General features: G+C 31.4%; 10 protein-coding genes. 5 read left to right on the top strand and 5 right to left on the bottom strand.

Annotated features, from left to right (window positions below; all coding sequences use genetic code 11):
- Positions 1-323 precede the first annotated feature (323 nt).
- Entirely contained in the window at positions 324-1,007 is a 684-nt protein-coding gene (locus JCM14822_RS13440; RefSeq protein WP_054742890.1) for an adaptor protein MecA, read from the top strand.
- Between the two features lie 63 nt (positions 1,008-1,070).
- On the opposite strand, the gene JCM14822_RS13435 is transcribed toward JCM14822_RS13440, so the two are convergent.
- Complete coding sequence (locus tag JCM14822_RS13435; RefSeq protein ID WP_242861512.1) at positions 1,071-2,615, bottom strand: putative manganese-dependent inorganic diphosphatase; 1,545 nt, start codon at positions 2,613-2,615, stop codon at positions 1,071-1,073.
- Between the two features lie 441 nt (positions 2,616-3,056).
- Between JCM14822_RS13435 and JCM14822_RS13430 the strand changes: the two genes are divergently transcribed.
- The 3 genes from JCM14822_RS13430 (at position 3,057) to JCM14822_RS13420 (ending at position 6,930) form a co-directional block, all read left to right on the top strand.
- Positions 3,057-4,340, top strand: a complete 1,284-nt coding sequence (locus JCM14822_RS13430; RefSeq protein WP_054742889.1) for an adenylosuccinate synthase — start codon at positions 3,057-3,059, stop codon at positions 4,338-4,340.
- A gap of 158 nt (positions 4,341-4,498) precedes the next feature.
- Positions 4,499-6,160, top strand: coding sequence for a glycosyl hydrolase family 18 protein (locus JCM14822_RS13425; RefSeq protein WP_054742888.1), 1,662 nt, complete (start codon positions 4,499-4,501; stop codon positions 6,158-6,160).
- A 68-nt stretch (positions 6,161-6,228) separates the two neighbouring features.
- Positions 6,229-6,930: an N-acetylmuramoyl-L-alanine amidase gene (locus tag JCM14822_RS13420; RefSeq protein ID WP_054742887.1), complete on the top strand. Its 702-nt coding sequence runs from the start codon at positions 6,229-6,231 to the stop codon at positions 6,928-6,930.
- Positions 6,931-6,964: 34 nt separating this feature from the next.
- Here JCM14822_RS13420 and JCM14822_RS13415 read toward each other — a convergent pair whose 3' ends face one another.
- The 4 genes from JCM14822_RS13415 to murC form a co-directional block, all read right to left on the bottom strand.
- Positions 6,965-8,299: an aminotransferase-like domain-containing protein gene (locus JCM14822_RS13415; RefSeq protein ID WP_054742886.1), complete on the bottom strand. Its 1,335-nt coding sequence runs from the start codon at positions 8,297-8,299 to the stop codon at positions 6,965-6,967.
- A gap of 133 nt (positions 8,300-8,432) precedes the next feature.
- The gene (locus JCM14822_RS13410) at positions 8,433-9,431 is read right to left on the bottom strand and encodes an ATP-binding protein (protein WP_054742885.1); all 999 of its coding nucleotides are present in this window, start codon (positions 9,429-9,431) and stop codon (positions 8,433-8,435) included.
- Position 9,432: 1 nt separating this feature from the next.
- Entirely contained in the window at positions 9,433-10,521 is a 1,089-nt protein-coding gene (locus JCM14822_RS13405) for a DnaD domain protein (RefSeq protein ID WP_054742884.1), read from the bottom strand.
- A 210-nt stretch (positions 10,522-10,731) separates the two neighbouring features.
- On the bottom strand, positions 10,732-12,111 hold the full coding sequence (murC, locus tag JCM14822_RS13400; RefSeq protein ID WP_054742883.1) for a UDP-N-acetylmuramate--L-alanine ligase: 1,380 nt from the start codon (positions 12,109-12,111) through the stop codon (positions 10,732-10,734).
- 269 nt (positions 12,112-12,380) lie between these two features.
- On the opposite strand from murC, the gene purR reads away from it, so the two are divergent.
- Positions 12,381-13,190, top strand: a complete 810-nt coding sequence (gene purR, locus JCM14822_RS13395) for a pur operon repressor (protein WP_054742882.1) — start codon at positions 12,381-12,383, stop codon at positions 13,188-13,190.
- Positions 13,191-13,298: the final 108 nt, after the last annotated feature.

Below are 13,298 nucleotides of genomic sequence, written 5' to 3'. Positions count from 1 at the left end.
AAGAAAAAATAAATATGTAGTATTTTTCAATATAAATCGAAGTAAACTGAATTGCTTCGATTCTTATATCTGTATTATACAATGTATACTGTATACAGGTCAAGAATTTCTTAAAAAAATTAAAACATATATACAATGGTTAAGATAAGTATTATAAGATGTGCGTAATGACATATAATAAGGTAATAAATAACTATAATATGAGAGTAATAATACAAATAAATGTTAATATTATGCTCTTTACAGGTATGCTATACTTACATTATACTTATACTAATACTAATGATAGTTGGAATGACTAAATAAGAAAGGATGTGATTTGAATGAAAATTGAAAAGCTTAGTGAAACACAAATCCAAGTTACATTAAATCACTCAGACCTTACAGATAGAGATTTAAAAATTAGTGAACTTGCTTATGGTTCTAAGAAAGCACAGGCACTTTTTAAAGATATGATGGCTAGAGCGTATGAAGATTTTGGATTCGAAACAGATAATGTGCCACTTATGATAGAAGCTGTACCATTATCAGCAGATAGTATTATGATTGTGGTAACGAAAGTAGAAGATCCTTCTCAAATAGAACAAAAATTAGAAGCTATAGGAGAGAGACCAACTCATCGCACATTTAAGAATCCAGAAGAAGATCGCTTGACAGACTTAGCACTTATGGGAAGTGAAGGGGCAGAGCAAGTTAAAGAAAATACTAAAAGTAAGGTGGCATCTATTACTTATTTATTTAATGATTTTGACAATGTTTGTATGGCAGCCCATCGTATACAACCAATGTTTGTTGGTGATAATTCATTATATAAATTTAATCAAAAATACTACTTAATCTTAGAGAAAAATAAAAAGGCTAATATTAATAGTGATGCATTAGTAGGGGTATTAGATGAGTTTGGAAGTAAATTTCCAACAAGTGATTTAAATGAACATTTCTTAAAAGAACATGGTAAATTAATGATTCAAACACATGCAGTAGATGTGTTAGCTAAATATCTATAAAAAAACTGGGAAGTAATATCCCAGTTTTTGTTTATTAAATAATAATATCTTAAGAAAGTGTCATTAATTTTGGTACGATTTGTTTTTTTCGTGAGATACATCTTTTAAGAAGACACTATCTTCACCAGGTTCAAGATTAAAGAGTTGTTCAGCAATTTGTTTTTCAGAACCTGTTACAATAAGTTCAGAACCGCCTACTACGATATCAGTAACCATAAGTATGCAAAGACTAAGATTTTCTTCTTGTTCGATACGATTCATTTCAGCTAAGATATCTTCTTTGATTTTGTATAAGCTTTGGAAGTCACCTGTGTTGATTTGAGCTACACTTATGTTGTATTTACCAATAGCGAAAGCTTTTCTATCAATATTAAGTAAGTCGTTAGGAGACATACCTTCAAGAGATGTTCCAGCTGCAAGAAGTTCAGCACCATATTGCTCAAGGTTAACTTCAGCAATTTCAGCAAGTTTTGTTGCAATACGGATATCATCTTTTGTACATGTAGGTGATTTGAAAATAAGTGTATCTGAAAGGATAGCACTAAGCATTAAACCTGCAATAGCTTTAGGTGGCATAATGTTATGTTCTTCAAACATCTTACCAATGATAGTATTTGTACAACCAACTGGTTCAGCACGTAAGAATACAGGGTTACCTGTATCTAAGTTTGCTACACGGTGGTGATCGATGATTTCAAGAATTTCAGCTTGTTCGATACCATCAGCACTTTGTCCGCGCTCATTGTGGTCTACCAAGATAACTTTTTTCTTTTGAACATCAAGTAAGTGACGTTTAGAAATAAGTCCTTTTACATGACTTTTTTCATCTAAAATTGGGAAATGTCTATAAGAAGTATTAAGCATTGCTTGTTTTACTTCATCTAAGTAGTCATCTATTTCAAAGTAAGTAATATTATCTTTAACTAAGATATTTTTAACTGAGATACTTTGAGAAATCATTTTAATTGTTTTGAAGAATGTATAACCTGTACAAACAACAGCACATTCTACAGTACTAGGAATATCTACTTCAATACAGTCCATATTTTGGTCTGTGATAATAACACAACCAGCGCCAGAACGAAGAGCGGTTTGAATGAGCTCTTTGTGAGAACCTGTAATAATAATATCTGAGCTATCTAATGTTGTATCAGGTGAGAACGATGCAGTTGTATATACATCTCCTAATACATAAGCATGAGGATAGCTTCCACTAATAACTTTTCCTTCTAAAACACCTGGTACGTTAATAAATGGTGTTTTGTGATTTTTAAGAACTGAACCATCTGTAAGACCAATATAAGTTTTAGAGATGTCAGAAATTGAAATAATACCTGCAAGCTTGTTGTCGTGGTATAAGACAGGAATCATTTGACGACCGTGTTCTGTCATTACGTCCCAAGCTTTTTTTACAGAATCAACTACATAAACTGGTGGTACGCTGTAGAAGTTCATATCACTAACTTGTGGTTTGATATCCTTGAGTAAAATTGGTGCTTCTACATCAAAATAATCTAAAGCATATTGTGTTTCTTTATTAACTTTTCCAAGTCTAGCAGCTTCTATATTTTCTGTCCCTAATGCACGCTTTAAATAAGTGTAAGAAATAGCGGCACAGATAGAGTCTGTATCAGGATTTTGTGCCCAAAAACATATATTTTTTTATCCATTTTAAGCCTCCTTATTTCTATAGGCAAATCCCTCATTAATGCAAATGAATTTTTGTAAAAATCTATTTTTGTATACAAATAATTTATTTTAATATTCTTTGTAAGAAATGTTGATTTTATTACCTTTATATATGAATAATTTGTCATGTTATACGTCAAGTGCTATGAGGATAAAATAAAGATAGCAATATAGTTAAAGCTTGTCAATAATGAAATATAAAACAAATATATAAACAGATGAAATTGAAATTTTGGCGAACATTTTCTTACTAAAACAATTAAATATTCGATAGTGTATTGATTTATACATAAAATTTTGATATGATATTTTTGTTAAATTGATAAACGTGAGTTTAAGATATCGAAAGGATGTGTAACCATGCCAACTAAAGTAGTAATAGGGGCTCAATGGGGAGACGAAGGAAAAGCTAAAATTATTGATATTTTATCAGAAAAGGCGGATGTAGTTGTAAGATGCCAAGGTGGAAATAATGCAGGACACACAGTAGCTGTAAATAATGAAGTATACAAGTTCCAACTTATACCATCTGGGATATTATATCCAGGAAAAACTTGTTTAGTAGGTAATGGTGTAGTAATTGATCCTGAAGGTATTTTAGGTGAAATAGATGGATTAGTAGCAAAAGGGATTGATGTAAGCACTCTTAAAATTAGTTCAAGAGCGCATCTTGTAATGCCATATCATAAAGCACTTGATAAAGCTAAAGAAGCACTTAAAGCTAAAGATGGTAAAGATATTGGGACAACTATGAAAGGTATTGGACCATGTTACATGGACAAAGCAGAACGTTCAGGGATTCGTGTATGTGATTTATACCATGAAGAAGTGTTTGCTGAAAAGGTTAGAGAAAATGTTAAAATTAAGAATGCAATGCTCAAATTTGTATATGATCAAGATGTACAATTTGATGCAGAAGAGATTATTGCAACATATAAAGGTTATGCAGAACGTTTAAAATCGCATGTAATTGATACAACAGTAGAAATTTATGAATCAATTAAAGAAGGAAAAGAAGTACTCTTTGAAGGGGCTCAAGGAACACTTCTTGACTTAGATCTTGGAACATATCCATATGTTACATCTTCACATCCTATTACAGGTGGAGCATGTATCGGAGCCGGTATTGGACCAACTATGATAGATGAATGTATCGGTGTTATGAAAGGTTATATTACTCGTGTAGGTAAAGGACCTTTTCCAACAGAACTCTTTGATGCAACAGGTGATCGAATCAGAGAAGAAGGACATGAGTTTGGTACAGTGACAGGACGTCCAAGACGTTGTGGATGGTTCGACGCAGTAATTGGAGAATTTGCAGTTAGAACAAGTGGTTTAACTCAAATTGCACTTAATAAAATCGACGTATTAAAAGACTTAGAAAAAGTAAAAATCTGTGTAGGTTATGAATTCAATGGCGAAATTATTAAACATTTCCCAGCAAGCCTTGAAGATTTAGAAAAATGTACACCTGTATATGAAGAAATGGATGGTTGGGGAGAAATTTCTCATATTCGTACTTATGAAGAATTACCTCAAACAGTTAAAAATTATATTGCAAGAATTGAAGAACTTGTTGGATGTAAGATTACTATGGTTGGTGTAGGACCAAACAGAGAGCAAAACATTGTAATTGAAAAATAGAAATAGGTAAATACTCATAGAGTAATGAAAGCCATCTACGATTATAAACGTAGATGGCTTTTAATTTTTTTTGTAGATTATACCAATAAATTTGTGAAACTCGTATTATATATATATTAAGTGTTGTATGTTATACTAAAGGTGTTAGGAGGGAAAAGATGTTTAAAAAAGTCGTAATGGGATTAACTCTATTAGCTTTAGTCGCATTAGCAGTAACTAAATTTATGCCAGTAGGAGATATGGTAGACCCACTGACATATTTTGATGAATTTCAAGGGAATGAGTATAACTTAGTTTACAAAGATCAAAGAATAGATTTAAAAGATCCTGTAAAGATAATTGATGGAAATATATATATATGCTATGAAGCGATTAATAATTATTTAAACACAAGTATTTTTTATGATGAGTCTGAGCAAATTATGACACTGACTGAAGCAAAAAATGTGTTAAGATTATATCCTAATAAGGATAAAGGTCTATTAAATGGTAAAAAGGTTGAAGCACCATATATTTTAAAAGAAATTGATGGAAAGCTTTATGTATCAGCAGAATTATTAAAGGATAAAGCTGGAATAGAAATAATACAAGGTGAAGAAAATAAATTATTTATACTTGATGATATAACAGATAATAAACAAATAGGGACGATAAAACGTATAACAAGTCTTAGAACACGTCCACTCAAAAAGACGACAGTACTTAAGAATCTTAAAAAAGGTGAAAAGGTAGTTGTATTTTCTAGTGAAAATGGTTTTGTTAGGGTAAGAAGTGAACAAGGGATAGTAGGATATATTCCTGAAAATAATGTAATAGCCATAAGAAATGTAGAAGGAACAGCTATAAATAGTTCTGATAATTGGCCAAGTAATCCTTTAGGTGAAAAGGTGAAATTAGTATGGGACCAAGTAACTGTACAAACTGCTGGTGATTGGGAAAATGCAAAATATTCAAAGATTACAGAGGCAAATGTCATTTCACCAACTTGGTTTCAGTTTGCAGATGCAAAAGGAGATTTAAGTGATTTGGGAAATAAAGCTTATATAGATAATGCACATAAAAGAGGGTTAATGGTATGGGCATTACTAAGTCATAACTTTACGGAGCCGCAATTAACAGCACAGGTACTTTCAAGTACAACTAAAAGGCAACATGTCATTAATCAGCTTATTGAAAAAGCTAAAACATATGGTTATGACGGTGTAAATATTGATATTGAAAATATCCAAACAGAAACGAGTAAGGTATGGGTACAATTCATGAGAGAATTATATCCACAGCTTAAAAATGCTGGAATCGTTGTGACAGTGGATGTTTATATGCCATCTGATTGGTCAAATCATTATGAAAGAGGTAAAATTGCAAATTTATGCGATTACTTTATTGTTATGGCATATGACCAATATCATTTAGGATCAGAAGAGGCAGGATCAGTTGCTGAAATTCCTTGGGTAGAAGAAGGGGTTAAGAAAAATCTTGAAGAAGTACCAAGTGATAAATTAGTATTGGGTATACCTTTTTATACACGCTTATGGAAAGAAACAGCCAATGGTTTAGAAACACGCTCTTATACAATGAGTGCAGCAGAAGCTAAAGTAAAAGAATGGGGTGTTATACCTACATTAGATTCACAAAGTGGACAGCTTTATGCTGAGAAACAAGTGGAAGATGGAGTATATAAAATTTGGCTTGAAGATAGTAATACAATAGCTGATAGAATTCAAATTGTGAATAAATATAATTTAGCAGGTTATGGAGCATGGAAGTTAGGGCTTGAAACATTAGATTGTTGGGATTCATTGGCACTTTTAAAAAAATAGATAGTATAGAATTCACCTCATCTTAATAAACTAAAAGGGATAAGTAGTATAAAAGATGAGGTGAATTTATGCGTCATTATAAGATTCCGTTATTAGTAGTGATATTAGCAGCAATTATTTGTGGCGCTTCTTATTTTAAATTTAGTAAAATACCAGCTAAAGCAGTAGAAACAATGGGGAGTGCAACATCATCAAAGGTAATAGTAATTGATCCAGGGCATGGAGGATTTGATCCAGGTAAACCTGGTATTCATGGAGAAGATGAGAAGCATCTTAATTTACGTATAGCACTTAAACTACGGGATTATCTAGAACAATCAGGTGCTATAGTAGTAATGACAAGGACTACAGATAATGACGTAGATGGAATGGAAGGCGTAAAACATAAGAGTAAGGATATGGTGGAACGCAAAAAAATGGCTGCTGGTGGTGATATTGTTGTAAGCATTCATCATAATTCTTTTTCTCAACCTAGTGTAAAGGGCGCACAAACTTTTTATAGCAAAAAATCAGAAGCAGGTAAATCATTAGCAAGTTTGATTCAAAGAAGTATTAAAGAAAATGCAGATACTACTAATAAAAGAGAAGCGAAAAGTAACAATAATTATTATGTTTTAAAAGCTATAGAAATACCAGCTGTAATTGTAGAGTGTGGTTTTTTGACTAATCCAGAAGAAGAAGTAAATCTTAATGATGATATTTATCAAGATAAAATTGCATGGAGTATTTACTTAGGTGTAGTGAGATATTTTGAGAATAAAAAACAGTGATTTTAGTAGCATACTAAAATCACTGTTTTTATTTTCAATTGAAGTTATTTAACAAAGAGATAAGTTTTTCTGTATCTTCCATAGGAAGCTGTGAAATAGAAATTCTTAAAAAGTTACAGTAATCTTCTGTTGTGAATAGATTGCCAGGAGAAACGATAAAACCGTGTTTAGATAAATAATGGTAAAGTGTCTCCTTGTTAGTATAGAGAGATTTAATCCAAAAGCAAAGACCACCATTTAAATCATTCACAATAAGCTTATTAGAGAGAGATTTAAGTGTTTTGGCTAAGTAGTTATATTTGTATTGGCATTCATTAAAAAGTTCTTTTTTTACTTCCAGCAGTGTAGAGGAATCTAGGTAATAAAGTAAGAGCCTTTCATTAAAAGTACAGGTCATATCATCTGATAAACGTTTAATAAGTAAGTTTGGCAAGATGGCAAAGCTGTAACTAAGATAAGGCATATAAAGCTTTGAAAAATGATATAGGAAAATAACTCTATCTTTTGAGTAGTGTTCATATAAAGGCAAAGGAGCGGCAAAGTTAAAGGCAAATTCATTATAAGTACCATCTTCTATAATATAACAATCATATTTGCCAGCTAAATCGATAAGAGCTTTTTTGCTTGAATCAGTATAGCAAATACCAGTAGGATTGTGGAAATTAGAAGAAACTAAAATATAAGAAATTGTACCTGTACGTAGATATTTTTCTAATAAGTTTAAGTCTAAGCCATCTTTAAGCAATGGAACTTCATAGATTTTAGCACCTATAGAACGTAAGTAGCAGGAAGCAGCTAAATCCCTATAATTTTCTACACAAACTCCTGATTTAGGTGATAACTTAAAAAGTGAAAGAAAAAATTGATCCATAGATTTAACGAGTCGCACTTGACTAAAATGTGGATGAATATTAAGATTTTTAGCGATAAAGTTACCAATATTTTGTTTTAAGAAATGCCTATTGCGATAAAGCGGATCTGAAAAAGCTTCCCAGCCTTCTTTTGTAATAAGGTCTGTAGCAAGGTTTAAGCAGATAGATGGAGGAAAGCGCTCCTTAGAAAAGCCTAAATTGCTACAATAAACATGTGCACTTTTAACAGAAGGAGCAGAGGGAGATTTTTGAGAAATGGGGACAACATAAGTGCCTTTGCCGATGTGTCCCTCTACTAAACCCTGGTTTTCCAAAAGTCTGTATGCGCTTACTACAGTGTCTCTGTTAATTGCAAGTTGTTTAGAAAGATACCGAATAGCAGGAAGTTTAGTGCCACCTGTTAGTAAATTTGCTTGTATAAGTTTTGCAAGTTCAGAGGCAAGTTGTATGTATAAAGGTGTTGGATCCGATTTTGAAAGTTGAACTGTATGAAACATAGAAACCTCCAGAATATAGTAAGATGTATATTATATGTATATTAAGGAAGAAAGAAAAATATCAAAGAAATAAGTACTTTTTGGAAAAAATAAAAAGGCACTGCCACAAAAGTTGAATTTGGGCAATGTCTTATTATTTTTGTGAGTATTTTTTTAGCAATCTAATGTCTTGACCATAAAATTTTAGTGTTGTGTAGTTACCAAAAATACGTGAAATGATACGGTCTGAATAATAATTACTCCATTCATTAGGTGCTAAGTTTGTAGAAATAATTGTAGAAAGCTGATTTAAATAACGAGCATTTAAAACATCAAAAAATTCACTAATAGAAGGTGCATTTGATGATTCTGTACCTAAGTCATCAATAATAAGTAAATCAGTATTTCGAAGTGTTTCTAAGATATCTTTAGAATCATCTCCTAAATCTTCACGATGAAATCTAGCTTCATCAAATAGTTTAAAGAGTTGAGGCGCTGTAAGATATAAAACAGTATAGCCCTTATCTAAAAGTTCTTTCGCAATGCAATTACATAAGAAGGTTTTACCAAGTCCAGCACTACCATAAAAAAGTAAGTTTCTCTTTTCGAAATCAAACTTTTCGATAAAGCCAACACATATTTGATAAATAAGTGACATGTTATGATAAGGTGAATAAGGCTGACCTTCAAATTCCTCTTTAGAATAATATTCTATATTAAAGTTTGAAAAGTTTTCTAGAGATAATATATTCTTTAAGTTGGATTGTTCATAAGCCATGTCAATAAGCCCTTGCTTGAAGCAAGTACAAGTCTTATTACCAACAAATCCTGTATCTTTACAAATAGGGCAATCGTATTGAATTTCTAGATAATCTGGTGGAAAACCAGCTTCTACTAAAAGCATTTTTTTAGTAAGTAATAAATCATCTGAGTGTTTATGAAAATCTTCTAAAGTAGAACCAGTTTTAGATTTATTAAGCATTTGACGTACTAAGTTAATACCTGTTTGACTAAGTTCTTTATCAATTGCTTCGATTTGAGGAATTTTTTTATAAACTTCAGTGGTACGTTTTAAAGAAGCTTGTGTTTTAGCTGTACGCTTCAAATCGTATTCACGAATGAGACGTTTATACTGTAGTTCTTTTGTATTCATATTAATTTCCTCCTTTTAGTGTACGTTCAATATACTCACGTTCAAGTTTTTCAAGTTCATCAAAATCTCTATTATGTGTGTAAATATTAGTGAATTTAGTAACTTTAGGTGGCGCTGGTTTAGGAATATATTGTCCGTTTTGTTCAATAGCTCGTTTACTTTCGCGGGCTTTATCTAATGCAATAATATCATCAAAACATTTAACGCCATCTTTATACCAAGAGGTTAAAATACGGTCAGTATAATTAAGGCTTGGTTTGCTGGTCTGCATAACAGTGCGTTTACAAGCTTCTAAAATAATATCTATATTTAAATTATAAGTTTTAATCCACTTATCTATACATTCACGTTCAACTTCTGTGACATTTGTTTTTGAACAGCCGAGAGCTGATAAAATTTTGTAGTAAGTCTTATTTTGAGCTGCTTTTTCCTTAGCTTGTGCTACTGTTAAAATGCCTTCATCTACCCAGCTGATTGCCACTTTTTCGATATAATGCATAGATTTACCAGCACAATTTTCAAGTAAAAACTCAATAAGATCAAATGGCATATGTAGCCAGTCATAAAAGCTAAATAAGATTTTTTGATCTGTCATTGTTAAAAGTCTACCTAGGTATTGTTCGGCAATCTTAAAGAGATTTGTAACTTCAGTGGAGTCTTTCATATAAACATTAATTTCTTCTGTGCTATATTCAGGACGAGATTGACTAATGAGTGTCTTGCTAAATGCAGGTTTAGTTGCAACTTGTACAGGTGCTACTGAAGGTGCTATTTGAATTTTTTGAATAGTCTCGGGTTTATCAAGATAAAATTCAAGATAAAACTCATCACTAGATGTTTCTTCAAAGCAAAGTACCTTTTTCTTATGCCAATGGCGAAGCGCTTGAAGGAGCTCAGAATAAAGCATATCTAATTTTCTACTTACTTCTTCTAATGAAATACGTATCCCATCAGGATTGTGAGAAAGTGCAAATAAATAAAGGTAAACTTTTAAATCTCCGCTGAGTGCCTTTGGCATATAATCTGTAATAAACCAATAAGGGATATTTACAGCAGGTTGACTTGAAAGTTTGGATTTGATATATGCCATTAAGACACCTCCTTTGTGAATAATCATTTTCTGTGTTAGTATTATAGCACAAAACTTAGAAAATATGATAAGAAAAATAAAAGAAAACATAAAGAGGGTCCTATTGTAATAAGCTTACTAAAATAGGATACCCTCTTATAATTGTTAGATTATATAAATTGAAATTTTATTGTAAATATATGTGTACTTTTTGGGAAAATCAAATAGAGATTAACCTAATAAGATATCAGCGATTTGATTAACGTTACCAGCACCCATAGTAATAATAACGTCACCAGCGTTTGCTTTTGATTTAAGATGGTTTGCAATGTCATTAAAATCTTTCATATAAATAGCACCTTTACCATGGGCATTTATAAGATCTACGATATCTTTACTAGAAATATCGCCAGGATCTTTTTCACGAGCAGCATAAATATCAGTAACGATAACATTTTCAGCATTTTGAAGTACTTTGGCAAAATCATTTAAGAACGCACGTGTACGTGTATATGTGTGTGGTTGGAATACAATATATAGATGATTGTGAGGATAATTGTTGGCAACTTCTAAGGTAGCAGCGATTTCAGTAGGGTGATGCGCATAATCATCTACTACTGTAATATCATTGAATTTACCTTTGATTTCAAAACGTTGATCTGCACCTGTAAACTCTTTGAGTCCTTCATTAAGTGTATTTAAATCAAGTCCTAAGAAGTGGTAAACACTACATACTGATAAAGCATTTAAGATATTGTGTGTACCAGTTACATGGAGCTTGAGATTAATCATAAAGTTACTATTATAATATACATCAAAATTAGCACATGCTTTTTCATCAAAAGTAATGTTTTTAGCATACCAATTATAAGATTCATCTAAACCAAAAGTTTCAATTTTACAGTGAAGTGGTGCTGTAAAAGTATCTAAATCAGGCGTAGCACCATTAATAGCTAAGAAACCATTTGTAGGAATAGTACTAGCAAACTTTTGGAAAGAATGACGGATATCATTAATATCTTTAAAGAAATCTAAGTGATCTTCTTCGATATTTAAGATAATACCTACTTTAGGGAAGAAGTCTAAAAAGCTATTGCAGTATTCGCAAGCTTCTGTAGCAAAATATTTAGTATGTCCAATACGAATGTTGCCATGAATAGCATTTAAAATACCACCAACAGTAATAGTAGGATCTAAGTTAGCAGCTAAAAGTCCGTGGGTAAGCATTGAAGTAGTAGTTGTTTTACCGTGTGTACCAGCGATACAAATAGGAAATTCGTAGTCTTTCATAATAAGTCCTAAGAACTTTGAACGTGTAACAAGTTCTATGTTTGCTGCTTTGGCAGCTTGGATTTCTGGATTATCCGCATGAATAGCTGCTGTATAAACGACTAAGTCTACATCTTTTTCGATGTTAGAAGCAGCATGGCCATAATATACAGGGATATTAAGGCTTTCAAGGTGCGATGTTGTATGTGAACTTTTCATATCTGAGCCTGTTACAGCAAAGCCTCTTGTATAGGCGATTTCAGCAAGACCGCTCATGCTAATACCACCAATACCAATAAAGTGAATTTTTTTCTTGTTATTTAAAGAAATAAGATTTGTCATAGAATTAAGATCCTTTCAATGAATATAGATTATCCTTTTTATTAATAAGATACCTCTTATCATATTATGCATCATAGTATTTTATAAGTATATACTAACTGTAAATTAATTAACAAATATTTTTAAAAGTTGAATGTTTTTTGTGAAAAGCTTTTAAATATTCGGTTATTTGTATATAATATGTGTAAATCAATGAATAGTAAAAAGAAGCCGTAAGAAATTAATATTCTAGGAAATAGCATACTTAGAATAAACAAAGGAGAAAGTAAATGAAAAAAGTACAAAAACACGACCGAATTAGCGTAATAACTAATATTTTAACAAATAATCCGAACAAAATTTTTACATTAACTCATTTCTGTAATTTATTTAATTGTGCCAAATCAACAATTAGTGAAGATTTAGATATAATTAGAGAAATCTTTACGAATTATGAAATTGGTACCATTGAAACAATTTCAGGAGCAGCAGGTGGGGTATATTATAATCCGCTCATGTCTAAAGAACAAATGGAGAACTTTACTAAAGAACTATGTGAGCATATTAATGCTTCAGAGCGTATTATTCCAGGTGGATATATTTACACAAATGATCTTTTATATACACCTAGTATTTCTAAAAATATAGGGATTGCTTTAGCAAGTCTTTTTAAGGATGTAGAAATTGATTATGTTATTACTGTAGAGACAAAAGGGATTCCTATTGCACTTATGACAGCTATGGTACTTAATAAACCAATGATTGTTGTAAGAAATCAAAGTAAGTTAACAGATGGTACAGTGATTCATATGAACTACATTACAAATAGTAATCATCGTATTAAAACAATGTGCTTATCAACAAGAGCTATTAAAAAAGGTTCAAAGGTATTATTCATTGATGACTTTATGAAAGGAGGCGGAACAGCGAAAGGAATCTGCGATTTAATGCAAGAATTTGAATCAGAGGTAGTAGGTGTAGGTGTGCTTATGGCCACGAAACAGCCAGAAGAAAAGGTATATAATGACTTTAAAACGTTGTTATGGTTAGATGATGTAGATGAAATTACTAGAGAGGTAGATATTTATCCGGGAATCTAAATAAAAAATGCATAACAAAGGTTGTTTAAAAATATATAAATTTTTAAATAATAATATATAAAATGAATATTGTAAAAAATTTGGTTAAAATGTTTAAATATATTTATG

The organism is Cellulosilyticum ruminicola JCM 14822, from assembly GCF_001311925.1.
Lineage (GTDB): Bacteria > Bacillota > Clostridia > Lachnospirales > Cellulosilyticaceae > Cellulosilyticum > Cellulosilyticum ruminicola.
This window is presented reverse-complemented; position numbering and strand designations above follow the sequence as displayed.